Origin of the sequence: Endobacterium panacihumi (assembly GCF_050847465.1) — a bacterium.
GTDB classification, from domain to species: Bacteria; Pseudomonadota; Alphaproteobacteria; order Rhizobiales; family Rhizobiaceae; genus Neorhizobium; species Neorhizobium panacihumi.
The window spans coordinates 1,911,454-1,931,129 of sequence record NZ_JBOZRA010000001.1 but is presented as its reverse complement, the minus strand read 5'-3'; the positions used below and the strand labels follow the sequence as shown (position 1 = coordinate 1,931,129).

The 19,676-nt window shown below is 60.3% G+C and carries 12 protein-coding genes; 5 read left to right on the top strand and 7 right to left on the bottom strand.

From position 1 onward, the window contains the following. Positions 1-227: 227 nt before the first annotated feature. From ACRQ1B_RS09625 to ACRQ1B_RS09600, 6 genes are all read right to left on the bottom strand, one after another. The gene (locus ACRQ1B_RS09625; protein ID WP_432293354.1) at positions 228-512 is read right to left on the bottom strand and encodes a GIY-YIG nuclease family protein; all 285 of its coding nucleotides are present in this window, start codon (positions 510-512) and stop codon (positions 228-230) included. Between the two features lie 62 nt (positions 513-574). Continuing rightward, positions 575-2,695, bottom strand: a complete 2,121-nt coding sequence (locus ACRQ1B_RS09620; protein ID WP_432293353.1) for a bifunctional diguanylate cyclase/phosphodiesterase — start codon at positions 2,693-2,695, stop codon at positions 575-577. Positions 2,696-2,886: 191 nt separating this feature from the next. After that, positions 2,887-4,983: a DEAD/DEAH box helicase gene (locus ACRQ1B_RS09615; protein ID WP_432293352.1), complete on the bottom strand. Its 2,097-nt coding sequence runs from the start codon at positions 4,981-4,983 to the stop codon at positions 2,887-2,889. A gap of 177 nt (positions 4,984-5,160) precedes the next feature. Beyond that, positions 5,161-6,444, bottom strand: a complete 1,284-nt coding sequence (locus tag ACRQ1B_RS09610) for a cystathionine gamma-synthase family protein (protein ID WP_432293351.1) — start codon at positions 6,442-6,444, stop codon at positions 5,161-5,163. A gap of 138 nt (positions 6,445-6,582) precedes the next feature. Further along, positions 6,583-7,854: an OpgC family protein gene (locus ACRQ1B_RS09605; protein WP_432293350.1), complete on the bottom strand. Its 1,272-nt coding sequence runs from the start codon at positions 7,852-7,854 to the stop codon at positions 6,583-6,585. Between the two features lie 186 nt (positions 7,855-8,040). After that, the gene (locus ACRQ1B_RS09600) at positions 8,041-11,571 is read right to left on the bottom strand and encodes a PAS domain-containing hybrid sensor histidine kinase/response regulator (protein WP_432293349.1); all 3,531 of its coding nucleotides are present in this window, start codon (positions 11,569-11,571) and stop codon (positions 8,041-8,043) included. A 198-nt stretch (positions 11,572-11,769) separates the two neighbouring features. Between ACRQ1B_RS09600 and mscL the strand changes: the two genes are divergently transcribed. The 3 genes from mscL to ACRQ1B_RS09585 all read left to right on the top strand — a co-directional run bounded on the left by mscL (position 11,770) and on the right by ACRQ1B_RS09585 (position 14,428). Next, positions 11,770-12,198 carry a large conductance mechanosensitive channel protein MscL gene (mscL, locus tag ACRQ1B_RS09595; RefSeq protein WP_306835170.1) on the top strand — a complete coding sequence of 143 codons (429 nt, stop codon included), beginning with the start codon at positions 11,770-11,772 and terminating at the stop codon, positions 12,196-12,198. A 102-nt stretch (positions 12,199-12,300) separates the two neighbouring features. Next, a complete protein-coding gene (locus tag ACRQ1B_RS09590) occupies positions 12,301-13,467 on the top strand; it encodes a pyridoxal phosphate-dependent aminotransferase (protein WP_432293348.1) in 1,167 nt (388 codons plus the stop codon). A gap of 307 nt (positions 13,468-13,774) precedes the next feature. Continuing rightward, on the top strand, positions 13,775-14,428 hold the full coding sequence (locus ACRQ1B_RS09585; protein WP_432293855.1) for a sugar transferase: 654 nt from the start codon (positions 13,775-13,777) through the stop codon (positions 14,426-14,428). A 3-nt stretch (positions 14,429-14,431) separates the two neighbouring features. On the opposite strand, the gene ACRQ1B_RS09580 is transcribed toward ACRQ1B_RS09585, so the two are convergent. Further along, the gene (locus tag ACRQ1B_RS09580) at positions 14,432-15,217 is read right to left on the bottom strand and encodes a metallophosphoesterase family protein (protein ID WP_432293347.1); all 786 of its coding nucleotides are present in this window, start codon (positions 15,215-15,217) and stop codon (positions 14,432-14,434) included. Between the two features lie 674 nt (positions 15,218-15,891). Between ACRQ1B_RS09580 and ACRQ1B_RS09575 the strand changes: the two genes are divergently transcribed. Beyond that, entirely contained in the window at positions 15,892-17,088 is a 1,197-nt protein-coding gene (locus tag ACRQ1B_RS09575) for a polysaccharide biosynthesis/export family protein (protein ID WP_432293346.1), read from the top strand. A gap of 282 nt (positions 17,089-17,370) precedes the next feature. Beyond that, positions 17,371-19,644 (top strand): polysaccharide biosynthesis tyrosine autokinase, encoded by a 2,274-nt coding sequence (locus ACRQ1B_RS09570; protein ID WP_432293345.1) that lies wholly within the window; start codon positions 17,371-17,373, stop codon positions 19,642-19,644. The last annotated feature ends 32 nt before the right edge of the window (positions 19,645-19,676 follow it).

Below are 19,676 nucleotides of genomic sequence, written 5' to 3'. Positions count from 1 at the left end.
ATAGGGGGTAAGGGTGCCTCAATCGAGGTTGCGGCGAGCTGAAAGTTATCGAGTGAATTGAAAACTAAGCCGCTTTCGTGTGGGAATGAGATGGCATCCGTATGAGCAAACAGACGCTTGTGGCACCCTCGCTCCTTCCTCTATTTGGTCATCCTCGGGCTTGACCCGAGGATCCACAGCCCAGCCCGCCAACGGTCCACGGCCGGCCCACCAAGCCCGACCGCCCGTCACCACAACTCCTCATACAAATCCCGCCACTCCGGGTTCAGCCCTTCGATGAGCTCTATCTTCCACTGCCGATACCATTGCTTCAGCGATTTCTCCCGCTGGATGGCTGTGCCGATGCTGCCGTGCTCCTCATACCAGACAAGCCGTTTGCAGCCATATTTCGACGTGAAACCTGGCGAAAGCGCCTCGCGATGTTCCCAAATGCGGCGTTCAAGATCGGATGTCACGCCGATGTAAAGCGTGCCGTGCTTGTGGTTGGTGACGATGTAGACAAATCCCGCCATGCACGGAGAATGATACGGAAGCGGAAGCCGCGCCATCCTGCCGATTGAGGGGCTGTCGTCCCTCACGCCGCGCTCGACCTTACCAGCGCGGCGATATCCGCGCCGCTCATCGGCTTGCCCAGCAGAAATCCCTGCAGCTGGTCGCAGCCTGTCTGCTTCAGTGCCGCCATCTGCTCTGGCGTTTCCACGCCCTCCGCCGTCACCGGAATGTTGAGCGCATGGGCCAGCGAGATGGTGGCGGTCAGCACTTCCGAACCCTCGCGGTTTTTCAGCCCGCTCACCAGCGAACGGTCGATCTTCATCCGGTCGAAACCGAAGGTGCGCAGCGCGCCGATGCTGGCGTAACCGCAACCAAAATCGTCGAGTGCGAATTTGACGCCGATGGCGCGCAAGGCTTCGATGGCACGGCGCGCCTGATCCGGGTTGGACATCAGCACACCCTCGGTGATTTCCAGCGTCAGCCGGTGCGGATCAAACCCGGTCTTTTCAAGAAGCCGGATCACATCGGCGGGAAAATTGGGATTGCGCAGTTGGATCGGCGACACGTTCACCGAAAGCGCCAGCGTTTTCCATTGTTGCGCCTGCTCGATCGCGGTTTTGAGCACCTGCATGCCCAATTGATCGATCAGTCCGGAACGTTCGGCGATCGGGATAAAGATTTCCGGGCTGACGCGGCCGGTGATCGGCATCCATTGCGCCAGCGCTTCCACGCCCACCACGCGGCCGACCTTGGCATCGAACAGCGGTTGATAGGCCACCTGGATCTCTCCGCGCTCCAGTGCCTTGCGCAGCCGGTCTTCCAGCTCGGCCGCCATCAGGCGGTCGTTGTCGAGATCGGCGGTGAAGGTGATCGCCTGTCCCCGCCCGCCTTCCTTGGCGGTATAAAGCGCCATGTCGGCACGGCGCAGCAGTTCCAGTGCGTCGGACGCGTCGTTTTGCGCCTTCACCGTGCCGATGCTGGCGCCGATCTCGATCGTGCGGCCGCCGATCATGAAAGGTTCTGCCACGCAATCGACGATCCGTTGGGCAAGGTTCGGTGTGGTGGCGAGCGGCGTTGCGACAGCAAATTCATCACCCCCCAGCCGCGCGAACAGCGCATCGGAGGGCAGTTGTGTCTTCACCCGCGCCGCCACCAGCTTGATCAGTTCATCCCCCACGGCATGGCCCCAGGCATCGTTGACGCCCTTGAACCCGTCGAGATCGATCAGATGCAACATCAGCTCCGCCTTGTCGTTGGCGATAGCCCTGTCGAGCTTTTCGAGAATGCCTGCGCGGTTCAAAAGGCCACTCAGCACATCATGGGTGGCGCGGTGGCGTGCGCGGTCGGTGGAGCGCTGCAGCATGCGCACAGCCATGAAGCCGGTGACGAGAACGGCCACAAGGAAGGCGGCCAGAACAATGGCCGCGGCCAGCAGGTAACCGTGGACGCGATTGTAAACCATCGTGCCCGGATCGCGGCTTTCCCATTGCAGATAGGTCAGCGTATTGCCGTCCGCATCATTCAGCGGCACGGACAGCATGTGCGGTTCGGGTGTTTCACTGACGCTCAGATCGTCGAGATCAAAAGTCTGTTCGATCTCGTTGAGCGTTTCCCCGGACATGAACCTGACCAGCACCAGCGTGTGAAGCGGGGCACCGGCATCGATCGTCCGGTTATAGGGCTGGATCACGCCGGCCGCCATAATGGCCAGCCCGTCCATGCTGCGCACAAAACTGACGACGGGCACACGGCCGGAGGTTTTTGCATGGCTGATAATGTCGGTCAGCGAAGAGTCGAAGAAGCTGTAAGGATCGAATTCCTTGCCCTTTTTGTAGCTGCTCAAAATCGTCTGTTGTGGTGTCACAACGACTGCGGCATCAAAAAGCGGGTTGTCGACCGTGCTCTTGCCCCAGGTCGTATCGGAAAATTCCTTGGCCTCGGGCGAGGTCATGTGTTCGTAGCCGTCATCCCACACGGTGTTGTCGCGCGCGGTTGCACTCAGATGCTCCTGCAGGGCCGCAATCGCGGCTTTCGCGGCATGTTTTGCGCGCGCGTCATCGATGCTGGTTGCCGTATTCGTCATGTCGCGCACCGACATGGCGATCAGCACCGCAAGAATTGCGGCGACTGCCAGAAAGAACGCTGTCACCGCAATGACGACACGGATGCGAAGCGGCAGTCCTTTAAAAAGCAATTTCGACATAACACACCAATGCGAGGGAACCGGGGCTCGTCAGCTGCGCCCATCACATCTGTATATTATGATTATCTAAATAAGAAATTTATGCCGTTGAGAGGATTGTATCGTCGGCCGCCGCCAGATCGCTTGACGACTGAGTGCCAAAGAAAAGGGCCGGGAAAAACCCGGCCCTCGTCGATCAGTGGTCAAGCGTATCAGTCGCGCTTGTCGGATTTCTGGAATTTGCCGCTCTTCGGCGCACCCTTGCCAAATCCGCCCTTGCCGCCTTCAGGCTTGGCAAAACCCGGCTTGCCGCCATCCTTGTTCTTCTTGAAAGGTTTTGCATCGCCGGCCGGCGCGTCATTGGCCTTTTTCTTCCAGGGCTTGTCCTTCGGACCATCACGGAAAGGCTTGTCGTCGCCAAGACGGTCCGACTTCACCTTGTCGCCCTTATATCCCTCGGACTTGAAGCCGTCATTGGCCTTGCCCTTGGGCTTCCAGTCCTTGCGCGGTGCATCCCCATCAAAGGATTTTTCCTTGAACGGCTTGTCGCGGAAAGGCTTGTCACCACGCGGGCCATCCTTCTTGAAGGGCTTGTCCTTCCAAGGCTTGTCCATGCGCGGGCCTTCGCGCTGGGTAAAACCTTCGTCGTCGGTGCCGCGCGAAAACTTGGAAAAGTCCGGTGCGCCGTCCAGCTTGGTCACGCGAATGCCGCGGTCCATCAGACGGTCCTTGCCGAGCTTTGCCATGAAGCGTTCGGCGTGCGTTGCCGAAATTTCGACGAATGTCTCGTCGGCCTGCATCTTGATGGCGCCGATCTCGTTCTTGCTGAGATCGCCGCTCTTGCAGATGGTGGGGATCAGCCAGCGCGGTTCGGCGCGCTGTTTGCGGCCGACCGACAGCGAGAACCACACGGCCGGGCCAAAATCGCCGCGCGGTGTCAGTGGACGGGAGGCCGGATCGCCGTCGCGGGGTTTACGCGCGCCCGGCTGCAGCGAAACTTCGCTGATTTCTTCCGGCGCGGAATTCTTGCCGCGATACAGAGAAACAAAGGCGGTCGCCAGCTTCTGCGCATCAAAACGCTCGGTCAGCTTGGAGATCAGCGCCAGTTCGTCCTCGTCCGTCGTCACCTCGGTGAAGATCGGGTTGGCGAACAGACGTTCCTCGTCACGCTCGATAACGGCTTCGGCAGACGGCGGGTTGGCCCAGGTCGGCTCGATTTTTGCGCCGAACAGAAGGCGTTCGGCCTTGCGGCGCTGGCTGACAGGAACGATCAGGGCGCTGATGCCCTTGGAACCGGCACGTCCCGTGCGACCCGAACGGTGCAGCAGCGTTTCCGAGTTGGTCGGCAAATCGGCGTGGATAACCAGCTCGAGGCCGGGAAGGTCGATACCGCGGGCGGCAACGTCGGTGGCCACGCAAACGCGGGCGCGGCCGTCGCGCATGGCCTGCAGCGCATGGGTGCGCTCGTTCTGCGTCAGTTCGCCGGAAAGTGCTACGACGGAGAAGTTGCGGTTGGAAAGGCGGGCAGTCAGGTGATTGACGGCAGCGCGCGTCGAGCAGAACACGATCGCATTCGGCGCTTCGTAATACCGCAGCACGTTGACGATGGCGTTCTCACGGTCCTGGTTGGTGACCAGCAGGGCGCGCTGCTCGATGTCCACATGCTGCTTCTGCTCGGCGGAAGTCGCAATGCGCACGGCGTCGCGCTGGTAGCTCTTGGCGAGCTTGGCAATGGCGGCCGGAACGGTGGCGGAGAACATCAGGGTGCGGCGGTCGTCCGGCGCGCTTTCCAGAATGTATTCGAGATCCTCGCGGAAACCGAGGTCGAGCATCTCGTCGGCCTCATCCAGCACGGCGACGCGCAGCTCGGACATGTCGAGCGCGTTGCGGCGGATATGGTCGCAGATGCGGCCCGGCGTGCCGACGACGATATGGGCGCCGCGTTCCAGCGCACGGCGCTCGGAGCGGATATCCATGCCGCCGACGCAGGAGGTGATGACGGCATCGGCCTCGGCGTACAGCCAGTCCAGCTCGCGCTTCACCTGCATGGCCAGTTCACGGGTCGGTGCGATCACCAGTGCCAGCGGCACGCCGGCACGGCCAAAGCGCTCGGCATCGCCCAGCAGGGTCGGCGCCATGGCGATGCCGAAGGCCACGGTCTTGCCGGATCCGGTCTGCGCCGAAACCAGCGCGTCGGAATGGGTGAGGTTGGGATCGAGCATCGCCAGCTGAACCGGGGTCAGCGTCGCGTATCCACGTTTTTCCAACGCCTTGGCGATCGGCGGGATCGCGCCGTCAATTGCGGTCATGAATAACTGTCTTTCGGATTTAACGCGCCCACGTTTCCGGGGCGCCCTGGCTGCAAGGCTCGCAGCCGAACATGGGCGCGTCTCTACTGGCTTCAAGGGCAAATGTCAAAGTGCGCCCGCGCAAGGCTGCCCGTCACGGCAGGCAGGTCTCGCGCATGTCCCTCGTTCAGGCCAACGTCAGGCCTTGTCGAGTGCCACCGTCAGATCGGCGATCAGGTCGTCCGGGTGTTCTATGCCGATCGAAAGCCGGATCGTGCTCTCCAGCACGCCGATCTTCTGGCGCACATCCGCCGGCACGCCGGAATGCGTCATCGTTGCCGGATGGCTGGCGAGCGATTCCGTGCCACCGAGACTCACCGCCAGCTTGAAGATCGAAAGCGCATTGAGAAAACGGAAGGAGGCCGGCTGCCCGCCCTTGATGTCGAACGAAAAAGTCGAGCCTGCGCCGCTGCACTGGCGCGCAAACACTTTTCCCGTCGGCGATTGCGGGTCGTGGTAGGGCAGGTAATGGATGCTCTCGACAGCCGGATGGGTTTTCAGGAAATCCGCAACGGCCTTCGCATTGGTATTGGCTTTCTCCATGCGGATCGACAGGGTTTCCAGCGAGCGCCCCAGCATCCAGCAGGAATGCGGATCGAGCTGCGTGCCGATCGCGCCGCGCAAGGCCTTTACCGGCTTCATCACTACCTTCGAACCGAGTGCTGCCCCGGCAATCAGGTCGGAATGACCGCCGACATATTTGGTCAGAGAATAAACGGAGATATCCGCGCCATGTTCGATCGGCCGCTGGAAGACAGGTCCGAGCAGCGTGTTGTCACAGACGACAACCGGCGTGTGGCCCTGGCTGGCGCCGATCTCGTCGGCCACGCGCCGCATCAGCGCGATATCGACAAGGCTGTTCGTCGGGTTGGCGGGCGTCTCGATCACGATCACCGACACGCGGCCTTTTGTCATCGCCGCCTTGGCGGCAGCGGTGACGGAAACCTCATCGACGCCATCGGAAAATCCCACAGCCACTACATCCAGTTCGGCGAACTTTCTGGAGAGCAAAGTTTCAGTGCCGCCGTAAAGCGGCTGCGAATGCAGGATGCAGTCACCGGGTTTGACGAAGGCGAGCAGCGTGGTGGCAATCGCCGACATGCCGGAGGAAAACAGGGCGCCGCTTTCGGTGCGCTCGTACACCGCCAGCCGATCCTCGACGATCTCGCTGTTTGGATGGTTGAAGCGCGAATAGACGAGGCCTGCCGCCATGCCCTCCGGCGGCTCCTTGCGGCCGGAGACGTAATCGAAGAAATCGCGGCCTTCCTCGGCCGATTTGAACACGAAGGTGGAGGTCAGGAAAACCGGCGGCTTGACCGCGCCTTCCGACAGTTCGGGGTCGTAACCGTAATTCAGCATCTGCGTTTCTGGATGAAGCGCGTGATTGCCGATATGCGTCTTGGAGGGATGCGGCTTGGTCATCGACCTGCTCCTGTCTTCGCGATGGATGAGAAGATAACGCTTGCTTTCGCGTCGCCAAGAGGGGCCAGACAGAGTCCTGAAAAGCAGAAAGGGCGGCCCGTTTTGGAGCCGCCCTCTCGGATGTCAGACTGTGTTCGTTCAGGCCGTACGCGGACGTGTTGCCGGCACACTGGCCTTGGCCGTCGCCTTGGCCGGTACGGCAGCCTGCCCGTTCGGGCCACGGGGTGCAGGCGCATTGTCCTCGGCGGTGCCGAAAAACTTGTCGCGCTCGCGCCACAGGGCGGGCAGAGCCAGAAGCGCCACGCCAACCACGGCGATCATCGCCTTGGTGAACTGCGACAGTTCCGGCGAGCGACCGTCGAAGTAATAGACGGCGTAAACGATCGCCACGTGCCAGACGTAAACATGCAGCGAATGGCGGCCGAGAAGCTGCAGGAAGCGGATCGAGAACACCCAGACCAGCGCATTGGCGATCTTGCGAACCCATGCGGCCGGATGTTTCGGGCCGGCGATCAGCATCCACGTCATCAGCGAGGCGGCAGCCATGAAGTTCAGCAGGTAAACCACGCTGAAGTCGGTGCGGATTTCCAGGCTCGCGAACTTGGCGGCCAGTTCCGGCGGCATGAAGCCGTAAGCCGTCATGATACGCAGCGGCAGGAAGAACAGGCAGACGGAGACGGCAGCCAGCGGAATGAACGAGTTTTCCGGCGAGAAGATCTTGGTCCATGGAATACGGCCGAGCGAGGTCAGCGCGCCGAGAACCAGAGCCGAATAGAACACGATCTGCCAGCCGAACAGGTTGAACGAGGTCCGCATGCCCTGATCATCGGGACGCATCAGGAAGGCATTGATCGGGTCGCTGATCAGCTTCTGCACACCGATCTGACCGGCCATCCAGACGATCAGCGAACCGATCATCACATAGGCCCACTTGCCGTCGATAACGAGCTTCACCAGCATCGGGGCAAAAATCATGTAGACGATATATTGCGGCAGGATGTCCATGAAGGTCGGCTGGAAGAAGAAGGTCGCAATCGCAGCCAGACGCATCGGGTCATCGAAGGTCGTGTAACCCAGCCAGTTATACCATATATAATAGGCGCCCGGCAGCACCATCTGCGCGGCAAGCGCAACCAGCACGATACCCATGGCGTAACGATAAAGCTCGAAGGCGCGCGAATAGATCGCGCTGCGCCCGGCTTCATAACCGTGTTTGGCCATCTTGCGCACATACACCATGCCGATCAGCAGGCCGGACAGGAAGACAAATCCCTGCGCGTCCTCGACGAAGGCAAGCTGGTTATGGTTAATCTTGACCAGCCAGTAGCCGCCGGCAAAAACCAGGTGGTTGATAAGCATGAAAACGAGGAAATATCCCCGCAATCCATCAATAATCTCAAAGCGTTTCATCGGTCGCGTTCTCCGTCTTTCAGGTGCCGAACGCGGGCGCGATCGATGCCTTGGTGCCTCTGCGGGCCGGTGGAAGATACGCGCCTAAACGCGGCAAAAAGGCGTGCGGTTCCGAACATGGGCCAATTTTGCAACCCACACGCGATCAAAAGACGATCAAGGGAATGTGTGTTTCAGAACGGGAACCTATTCGGCCGCGGTGCGACGATGACTGGCGATCTGGGAAATATAGGCGCGCAGGGCTGCCGGTTTGACGGGCTTGTTCTGCAATCCCAGGCCGTGTTTTTTTGTCTCGGCGCGAACCTCCTGGCTGCGGTCGGCGGTAATGATAAGGGCCGGAAAGTCGATTTCGAATCGCGACCTCAGCCCGAGAATTGCCGCAATCCCTGTTCCGTCGTCAAGGTGATAATCGGCTATCACGAGATCGGGAACGGGCGTGACGGTGCCGCTGTGGAAATCCGCTGCCAGCGCCTCCGCTTCCGCGATGGAAGACGCCTGAAGAACAGAGCAGCCCCAGCCGGAAATCAGGATCGCCATGCCGGCAAGAATACGCGGATCGTTGTCGATGCACAGCACGGTGACGCCGGTCAGCGATTGCGGGGCAATGGAGACGGGCAGGGGCGCAGGCTGCCTTGCCGCCTCTGCCTTTGGCAATTTCACGCGAAAAATCGTGCCGCGACCGGTGGCCGAAACGATCTCGACCGGGTGCGACAGGACGCGCGAAATGCGGTCGACGATGGAGAGCCCGAGCCCAAGCCCGCTTGCCGTGCGGGCACCTTCGTCCAGCCGGGTGAACTCTTCGAATATCGCTTCGAAACTGGCCTTCGGAATGCCGATGCCGCTATCGGCCACCTCGATCACCACATCCTCACCGCGCCGGCGCACGCCGACCAGAACCTTGCCGGACACGGTATATTTGATGGCGTTCGACACGAGGTTTTGCACAAGACGGCGCAACAGATTGGCATCGGATCGCACGCTGAGCGAGGTCGGCATGACCTTGAACATCAGGTTCTTTTCGCGCGCCAGCGGCGCAAAATCGGTTTCGATCCGGTGCAACAGGTCGCCGAGCGGAACTGCCGCAATCTGCGGTTTCATGGCGCCGGTATCGAGCCGCGAGATGTCCAGCACGGCGCCGAGAATGGCCTCGACCGATTCCAGCGCGGAATCGATGTTCTGCACCAGCTCGCTGTTTTCCGATTGCCCCAGCCTGCCGACCAGCGCCGAGGAATACAGTCGCGCAGCATTGAGCGGTTGCAGGATGTCGTGCCCAGCGGCGGCAAAGAACCGGGTTTTTCCCAGATTGGCATCATCGGCGGCAGCGCGGGCGGCGGCGAGTTCGCCATTCACCTGCGTCAGTTCGGCGGTGCGTTGGCTTACCCGCAGTTCCAGCGTCTCATTGGCCTCCTGCAGCGCGCGTGCGGCAGAAACGCGGTCGGTTATGTCGGTGAAGGTGGCGACAAAACCATTATCCGGCATGGCATTGGATCGCACCTCGATAATGCGTTTTCGTTTGCCGAGCGACAGCGAAAAGGGGATGTCGAGCGTCTTGAAACGGGCGATCAGCGCCGTTTTGCCGGCCGCATCGAGATCGCCACGGCTCACCAGAATGGCAACGAGATCGGAGAGTGGATAACCGACCTGTCCCGCTTCTTCGGGCAGGTCGAGCAGGGTACGAAAACGCCGGTTCCACACCGTCAGCCGGCCAAGGTTATCGAACACGGCAATGCCCTGATCCATCTTGGAAAGGGCGGTCTGCAGCATGTCCTGATTGTGCTGCAGCGCTTCGCTGGCCTGATCCAGCAGCCACGCCGTATCCGGTCCGGCATCCTCGGCTTTCTGCAGAACCAGCGACAGCACGAGCCGCGCGGAGGCCGAACCGATGGCGCTGCCGAGCAGCTGTTCGGAAAAGTGGATCACTGCCATATCGGCCGCATCCGCATCGGCAAGTTTGCGACCGGTGCCGCGTTCATGGCTGGCAAAGGAGCGGCGCATGCGTTCCTCACCGAGATAACGGCCGATCGTCGCCTTCAGCGTGCCGACCGTCACCGCCGTCTTCCAGCCACGGCTGACCAGCTGCGAGCGCGGCTGGCGGCGCACGAACACACCGGCCTGCACGCGTTCCAGCGGGCGCGGATTGCGCGACAGCGAACCGAGTACGAAGGCCGTGAGGTTGAGGAGCAGGCTGAGCGCCACCGCGTTGACGAGCGGATCGGCGCGCGGGCCGGAAAAAATCCCGGTTCCGGGCAGAAGGAAGTCCAGAATGACGCTGGCCACATGCGCATTGTCCGGTCCGCCGAGGCTCGGCACGAACAGGAGATAGGCCCAGGCGAAAAATCCCGCCAGCATGCCGGCAATGGCACCGCGCGCATTGGCGCGGTGCCACCACAAGCCGCCCAGCACGGCCGGCGCCATCTGCGCGATCGCGGCAAAGGAGAGAAGTCCGATCGAGGCGAGGCCCGACTGACCGTCCGACATGCGGTAATAGGCATAACCGAGGATCAGCACGGCAAAGATCGCCATGCGACGGATCATCAGCAGCATGGGCGCAAAATCGGCCCGCTGGTCATCCGACCCGATCAGCCGGCGGCGAAGAAACACCGGCATGACGATATCGTTCGACACCATGATCGACAGCGCCACGGATTCGACGATGACCATGGCGGTGGCGGCGGAAAAACCGCCGATGAAGACGATCAGCGACACGGCGGGCATATGCTGGGTGAGCGGTAGGAGCAGCAGATAAAGATCGGAATCGCCGCTTCCGCCAAGCAGGATAAGACCGGCTGCCGCCACTGGCAGCACGAACAGGTTGATGGCGATTAGATAAAGCGGCAGCAGCCAGCCGGCCATGCGCAATTCCCGCATCGTGCGGTTTTCGACGACAGTGACGTGGAACTGGCGCGGCAGAAGAATGATCGCGAAGACCGACAATACGATCAGCACCACCCAGCGGCTGGTCGGCGTGCGGTAATCCATCGACCCCGTCACCATCGGGTGATTGCCGGCTTGTTGAAGCAGGTCGGCCGGCCCGTCGAACAGGAAATACAGGACCGCGATACCGGCGGTGAAAAATGCCACCAGTTTCACCAGAGATTCCGCACCGATGGCGAGGATTAAGCCGTCCTGATGTTCGGTGGCATCCGTGTGGCGGGTGCCGAACATCACCGCAAAACAGGCCATCATCAGCGTTACGATCAGTGCCAGATCAAGAAAGCCGGGAGACAGGTCGGTCGCCGCACCAAAGCCGTCTCCGCCCAGCCCGGACGGATCGAGCATGGCGGCGACGGAGCTGGATACGGCGCGCAGCTGCAGCGCGATGTAAGGAATGACGCCGACCAGCGAGATGACGGCGACGATCAGCGCCACCGTCTGGTTCTTGCCGTAGCGGGCGGCCACGAAATCCGCCACCGAAACCAGCCGTTCCGCCTTGGCGATCTCGATGATGCGGCGGATGATCGGCAGGCCGATGGTAAAGGCGATGATCGGGCCGATATAGATGCCGGCAAATTCCAACCCGTGGCCAGCCGCAAGGCCAACGCCGCCAAAATAGGTCCAGGAGGTGCAGTAGACGGCAAGGCTCAGCGCATAGACGAGCGGCCGTCCGTTGCGGCTCACGCCAAGGCTTGCGCTGCGCCGGTCGCCATAGGTGGCAACCGCGAACAGCAGCAGAATATAGGCGCATGCCGACAGCAAAATGGCCCAGCCTGGCAGCATTTTTCCTCCACGACCGGGTGAGACCGGTCATCCTCCGGGAAGAAGTCTAGGATAAAAGCGAGCGCTTGAAAATCAGTGGCTTCTCGTCAAAAAGTTGAACATGGCTCTGTTCAGCATGAATACCTGAAACCGGTCTTTTCAGTATTTTAGAATGCGCTATGTTGGCGATTAAGGGTGGGACATACAGAGAGGGTAACCATGTCTTTCGTCAGCGAATTTCGCTCCTTCATCGCCAAGGGCAACGTCGTCGATCTCGCGGTCGGCATCATCATCGGCGGCGCCTTTACCGGCATCGTCAACTCGCTCGTCAACGACGTCGTGATGCCGGTCGTCAGTGTCGTGGTCGGCGGTATCGATTTTTCCAACTACTTCTTTCCGCTGAACTCGGCCGTCACCGCCACGACGCTGGATGCCGCCAAGGAACAGGGCGCCGTCTTCGCCTATGGCAAGTTTCTGACGGTCATCATCAACTTCCTGATCCTTGCCTGGATCATTTTCCTGATGGTGAAAGGCGTGAACAAGCTGCGCGCTCAGGAAGAGAAGAAGCCGGTCGAGGCAGCACCCGCGCCGCCGCCGGCTGATATCGCGCTTCTGTCTGAAATCCGCGATCTTCTGAAGAATCGCTGATCGGCAACGCTTCACATAAATCAATCGAAGGCCGACGAATTCTCATGGGATTCGCCGGTCTTCTTGCGTTATGAATCTTCAAAACGGGAGTCATCATAACGCATGTCCATTCTTGAAAGTCTGAGCCACCGTGCCCTTTCCGCTCCCCCGAGCGGCATTATCGAAGTCGTCCAGTATGCGCGTGGCCGCGAAGGCCTGATCCCGCTCTGGGCGGGCGAGGGTGATCTGCCCAGCCCCGATTTCATCAATAAGGCGGCCAGCGACGCCCTGATGGCCGGTGAAACCTTCTACACCTGGCAGCGTGGCATTCCGGAAATGCGCGAGGCGCTTGCCGATTTTTATCGCCGCCATTTTCAGGTCTCCCTGCCGATCGACCATTTTTCGGTCACCAGTTCCGGCATGCATGCGATCACACTTTGCGTTCAGGCGGTCACCGCGCCGGGCGATGAACTGATCTATCTGACGCCGACATGGCCGAACATCGTTTCCGCCGTCGGTATCGGTGGTGCGACGCCGGTTCCTCTGGAGCTTGATTTTGTGGATGGCGGCTTCAAGGTCGATATCAACAAGCTGGAAGCGCTGATCACGCCGCGCACCAAGGCGCTGTTTATCAACACGCCATCCAACCCGACCGGCTGGACCGCCACGAAGCAGGATCTCGCCGATATCCTTTTCGTCGCCCGCAAGCACGGCCTGTGGATCATCGCCGACGAAATCTATTCGCTTTATTATTATGCGGGCGGACGCGCGCCCTCCTTCTTCGACGTGATGGAAGAGGGCGATCGTATCCTGTTTGCCAATTCCTTCTCGAAAAACTGGTCGATGACCGGCTGGCGTGTGGGATGGATCGTCGGGCCTGCCGAGATCGGCAATGTCATCGGCAACCTCATCCAGTATTCGAGTTCCGGCCTTGCGCAGTTCATGCAGCGTGGCGCCGTCGTGGCGCTCAATCAGGGCGATGATTTCGTGCGTCAGAACATCGAACGCGCCACCATCTCGCGCGACATCCTTTGTGATACGCTGATCTCCACCAACCGTGTGGAAACCCGTAAACCCGATGGCGCGCTTTACGCTTTTCTGAAGGTCGACGGCATTACCGACAGCCGCGCCGCCGCCTTCGATATCGTCGACAAGACGCTGGTCGGTCTGGCACCGGGAACTGCTTTCGGTCCGGGTGGGGCACCGTTCCTGCGGGCCTGTTTTTTACGTGATCCCAATCAGGTCCGTGAAGCGGCAGGGCGCTTGGCTGACTATATCCTCAAGCTTTAACAGCCGCTTGCGAGGTGGCCGACAGTTATCCTGTCGGTCGCTGTGGCAATCGAAAGCTGACTTTTGCTCATTAAGCCTTGAAAAGCTCCCGCACTGCAACATGTACCATCGCTGGCCGCCTCGATTCGCTGTTAACCATTCGTTGATGATGCGCATTGAGGATCGGCAAACTATCGGGCCTGCAGACGGCCCGGCAAATGCGACTTTAAGTGTTGAACAAATGCGGGTGGATGACGTGACGGGATCGGGACGCCAGATAGACGCAATTCGAGTGGCCGCCGAAGCGCAAAAGCCATTCGCCTTCAATATCGAGGATTATGGTGCGGCCGCCGTCTTGCGCAGCGCCAACCATTCGAAGGCGCATCTCGTGGCCAAGCGGGCTGTCGATCTCTCGGTCGCCGTGATGGCACTGATTGCATTGGCTCCGCTGCTCCTTGCGGTCGCAGTGATGATCAAACTCGACAGTCCCGGTCCAGTGCTTTTCCGCCAGACCCGCTGGGGCAAGGATTGCCGCAAAATCCGCGTTTACAAGTTCCGTTCAATGCGCACGGACCTCGGTGATGCCACCGGTGTTGCGCAGACGGTCAGGAATGATCCGCGGATCACCAAGATCGGCGCCATCCTGCGCAAGACCAATATCGACGAACTGCCGCAGCTTCTGAATGTGTTGAAGGGCGACATGTCGCTGGTCGGCCCCCGCTGCCATGCGATCGGCATGTTGGCCGCCGGCATTCCTTACGAAGATCTTGTGCCGGATTATCATCGTCGGCATCTGATCAAGCCAGGGATTACCGGTCTTGCTCAGATGCGCGGCTTGCGTGGCCCGACCGACCGTCCGGGTAAGGCCCGTGCCCGCATCGCCTGCGACCTGCATTATATCGACCATTTTTCCGTCTGGTTCGATATCCGCATCATGGTCGGCACCGTCGTGTCCGAACTGCGCGGCGGCAAGGGGTTCTAAGCCCTAGAGAATGCTCGCCTTGCCATCGACGATTTTCAGGACGGCAAGATGGCCGCTATAATAGGCGCCGGTATCGATGCCGATCCGGCCCGATGCGAATTGCGGCTTGTCCACCGGCGTGTGCCCGTGAATGACGATTTTTGGCAGCATCGGCCCTTTTGAAAGAAACGGCTGACGAATCCACATCAGGTCCTCGTCGCGCTGCTCCTCCAATGGCACTTCCGGGCGCAGGCCCGCATGCACGAATACATAGTCGCCGATTTCCAGCAGGACCGGCAGGCTTTCCAGAAGCTCCACATGATGGTCCGGTACGATATCCTTCAGGATCGAACGCATCAGAGCCGGATCACCGCCGCTGCGGCTCACCAGATGCTCGGCATCCATGCCGTAGGACAGAAGTGTCTGGCGCCCGCCGAATTCCAGCCAGCGGTCGATCTGGCTCGGATCGCGCAAAAACTGCAGAAAAACATCGTCATGATTGCCGCACAGCGGCACACGCTTCAATGTGGTGTCGGCTGGCCGGGCAAGGTGCTCGAGAACGGCGGCCGATCTCGGTCCACGGTCGACATAGTCGCCAAGCAGGATCGTCAGCCCGGTTTTCTCATACTGGCGTGCATCGTTGCTGATCCGCCGCTCTGCATCCAGCAACTGGTCCAGGCAGCCATGCACATCTCCCACCGCATAAAGAGGATAGGACGGTCCGGGCTGGCCGAGCGTAAAACGTCGACGCGGTGGCGTAGCCTGTTTCGGCCCGCCCTGCCGGAGGAACCGTTGCAGGAGAGATTTCATGCGGTCATGCTTTTCAAAAAATACGCCGACCGCAGGTCAGCGGCCGGGCGTGACTGTATCCCGTTCACCCAAGGCAAGCATGAGGCTTTCTCGGTTTGCAGTCCACTTGGAACTGTGTGTGATCCACTCAATAAGTTGCGACTGACCATTCGCGTGGCGGCTCAGGTAAGCGTGCACTCCGTGGTTTTCTGGGTGACTTCCTGCCGAATCGTAGTTTTCCACATGTGCAGCCCATGCATCGCGCTTGTCTGCATGAGTGCTCGCTGATGTAGTCTATCTCAACCGTTGCGGGAATTATGCCGGCGCAATCTTGTTGCTGCCGCAGGGTTGCCATGATTACACCTTTTACGCGTCGATATATGACAGACGATAACATCTGCAGTGATGAGAGCAGGAAGCGGAAAAGATTCAATTTTAACAAAGTGGCTGTGTTATCAGGCTGGAGTTGACTTTAACCATTCGGTTACCATGTTCCCGCCAATCCGGCTCAAAAAAGCTCAATGCAATCAATAGTGGTTAAGGCGGGTTAAGTATCTGTGATACAAACGCCACACAAAGATTGCCAGATGACTCGCAGGAGTAGCGTTTCGGACGTGCCGAGGTGGTACGTCCGACGTTTTTTGACTATTGCATTGCAGCATATGTCTGCACGACTGAAGGAGATCCGAGTGATCATGCGTTGCTCCGTAATGCTGCTGACAGTAACCGCCCTGGGTTTGGCAGGTTGCACGGCACTCCCGAATTCCGGCCCCCTGGCGGAAGCGGTTGAGTCCCAGGCGGCGGTAAAAGTCACCTCCGCTTCCAAGGCCAAGACGGCCGGGATCGATTATGCGCTGGTCGACGTCAACAAGACGCTTCTGGCCTACGTGGGTGATACGGTCACGCCGACCTTTGCGAGCGGCTTCGGTACCGGTCGTGGTGGCGCTCCCAATCTGCCGCTCGGCGTCGGTGACGTCGTACAGGTCACGGTATTCGAATCCCAGTCCGGCGGTCTTTTCATTCCCGCCGATGCCGGCAGCCGTTCCGGTAACTTCGTCTCCTTGCCGAATTACACGATCGGTCGCGATGGCATGATCAGCGTACCTTATGCCGGCCGTATCCGCGCCAATGGCCGCACGGTCGAGCAGGTTCAGCGCGAGATCGAGGAAAAGCTCGCCAACCGCGCCATCGAGCCGCAGGCGATCATCACCAAGATCAACAGCCGCTCGGCACAGGTTGCCGTTCTCGGCGATGTCAACGAGCCGACCAAGATCGAGCTGACCGAAGCCGGTGACCGCATCCTCGATGTCGTCTCGCAGGCCGGTGGCCTCAGCGTTCCGGGCGAGGAGACCTATATCACGCTCCAGCGCGGCAGCCGCACCGGAAAGGTCTATTACGAGGACCTCGTCAAAAATCCGCGTGAAAACATCTTTGTTGCGCCGGGCGATACGATCGTTGTCAAGCGCGAGCGCCGAACCTACCTGGCCTTTGGTGCCTCGGGTCTCAACGGCCGCTTCAATTTCGAGGAATCTTCGCTGACATTGGGTGAAGCGCTCGGTCAGGCCGGTGGTCTTCTCGATCAGCGCGCCGATCCGCAGCAGGTTCTGCTCTACCGCACCGTCAGCCGTGATCTCCTGGTCAAGCTTGGTGTCGATACGTCCCGCTTCAAGGGCCAGACTGTTCCTGTGATCTTCCGTGCCAACCTGCGCGATCCGGCGATGTTCTTTGCGGTCCAGAAGCTTCCGATGCAGGACAAGGATATCCTCTACGTGACGAATTCGAAGTCCGTGGAACTCACCAAGTTCCTCGATATCCTGAACGACGTCACTTCGACCGCCTCCGGTGTCAGCAACGATGCTCTGGATACGCGCAACGCGATCCGGGATCTCTGAGAAGCATCTTCCCGAGAGGTGCCTTGGCACCTCTCGGAGTTTTAAATAGGATAGATTTCGACTTAAACTTGATCATTGTCCGATCATGTGCCACGTTTTCCCGGCAGGTCGAGATCCTATCGTTCCATAAAAAAGCCTTGGGAGGAGGTTGGAACGGTCATCGGGCGCTTGCTCGATACTCGACAGCTGAGTGCCCCGCACTATCTGTGCCGCGGGCACTTGTAGTGCTTAACGTTTCGCTCCCGACGTCGAGGTATGGATTTGCAACTGTATAATAGGGACTTGCCGAGTGGTGCCTTGCTGGAAAAGCTGAGTGCGCCCGCCGCCCGCCGCCAGTTGATCGATGTCGAAGCCGTCATGGGCATCGCCAGACGCCAGTGGGTGGTCGTGGCGCTGTGCGCGACCGTCGGTGCCATGCTCGGCATCGCCTATGTGATGACGGCAACGCCGCTTTATACGGCCGGCACCAGCGTGATGATCGATCGTGGCGATACCAGCCAGGTCGTTGCCCAGCTTTCCACGGCAGGTCCGGCGCCGGGTGAAGAAGAGGCGATGATCACCAGCCAGATCGCGCTTTTGCAGAGCCAAGCGGTCATCGGTGCCGTGGTCGACAAGCTCGACCTTACCAATGATCCCGAATTCGTCGGCCAGCCTTCGGCGCTCGCAACCGTCAAGAACGGCGTCAAATCCCTCATCAGCCTGACCGGGCTTTATTCGCCGAAAGAGGCCCAGGCAGACAGTGCCGCCCGTCGTCAGGCGGCCATCGAGCAGCTCGGTCGCGGAATGAGCGTGGCTCGTGCCGGCCGCAGCTACGTGATCGGTGTTGCCTACACCTCGCCATCGGCTGCGCTGTCCGCGCGCATCGCCAATGCCGTCGGCGACGCCTATCTCGATGACAAGCTGGAATCCCGTTACGAAGCCACCCGCCGCGCCGGCAGCTGGCTGGAGGGTCGTATCGCAGAATTGCGCCAGAAGGCACTGGAGGCCGATCTCGCCGTCCAGAAATTCCGCGCCGAGCATGGGCTCGTATCCGCCGGCCAGACGCTGATGTCCGACCAGCAGCTGACCGAGCTCAACAGCGCTCTCATCGTTGCCCAGTCGGAAACCGCGCAGGCACGCGCCAAGCATGAGCGTATCCAGAAGATTCTCGATGCCGGCCAGAGCGATGCCATCGTCAACGACGTGCTCGACAGCTCGATCTCCAACGACCTTCGCCAGAAATATCTCGAGGCCGCCAAGACCGAGGCCGATATTTCGCAGCGCCTCGGCCCGGATCACGTGCAGGCGGTTCGTCTGCGTGGCGAGATGGCGGAATATCGCCGCCAGATGTTCGAGGAACTGAGCCGTATCGCCCAGAGCTACCAGAGCGAGCTGGACGTTGCAGAAGCGCGCCAGAAAAGCCTGGAGGACAGTGTCCAGAAAGCGATGGGTGTCACCTTCAGCGCCAACGAAACGCAGGTGCAGTTGCGCGAGCTTGAGCGCGAGGCCGATACCTACAAGAATCTCTACCAGAATTTTCTGCAGAAACATCAGGAAGCCCTGCAGCAGCAGAGCTTTCCGCTCACCGAAGCCCGCGTCATCACCAAGGCGACCGAGCCGGACAGGGCCAGTCATCCGAAAAAGCTGATCATGCTGCTGGCCTTCTGTTTCCTCGGCGGTGCAGCCGGGGCCGGCATCGGTGCCTTCCGCGAATTCCGCGATCGGTTCTTCCGCACCGGCGATCAGGTGCGTGATGTGCTCGACCTCGAATTCATCGGCACGGCGCCGATGATCGATGAAACTGCCGGCAAGGTGCCGGAAGTCCCGGCGGGCCAGAGCCCGCGGGCGCTGCGCAAGAGCAATGTGGCCTCTAACTACGTCATCGACCATCCGCTGTCGTCCTTTGCCGAAACCCTGCGCAGCGCCAAGATCGCCGCAGACCTGACGCTTGCCGGCAAGGACTGCAAGATCATCGGCATCGTCTCGACGCTGCCGGGCGAGGGCAAGTCGACCACGGCGATCAATTTCGCCGAATTGCTGGCCAGCCAGGGTGCCCGCACGGTGCTGATCGACGGCGATTTGCGCAATCCCGGCGCCACGCGCGCCATCGGCCTGCATGCCGAAGAGGGCATTCTCGAAGCGATCCTCGAGAAGAAGCCTGTCGGCGACCTGCTTCTCTACAATCCGCAGACCAAGCTCGCTTTCCTGCCGGCGGTCATCAAACGCCGCGTGCCGCATTCCGCGGAACTGATCGGTTCTTTGGCGATGCGTGATATCCTCACCAGTCTGTCCGTCGAGGCGGATTACATCATCGTCGACCTGCCGCCGTTGGGGGCCGTCGTTGACGCACGCGCCGCCGCCAACCGCATCGACAGCTTCATCTACGTTGTCGAATGGGGCAAGACGGCGCGGCGCGCCGTGCGCCAGACGATCGGCAATGAACCGCAGGTGCGCGACAAGACGCTCGGGGTGATTCTCAATAAGGTCGATCACGAGAGGATGAAGCTCTACCGGACCTATGGATCGAGCGAATATTATTATTCGCGCTACTCCGAATATTATCAGGAGAACAAATAATCTTGGCGTTGGGGGAGGGGCCTGGATGCGTG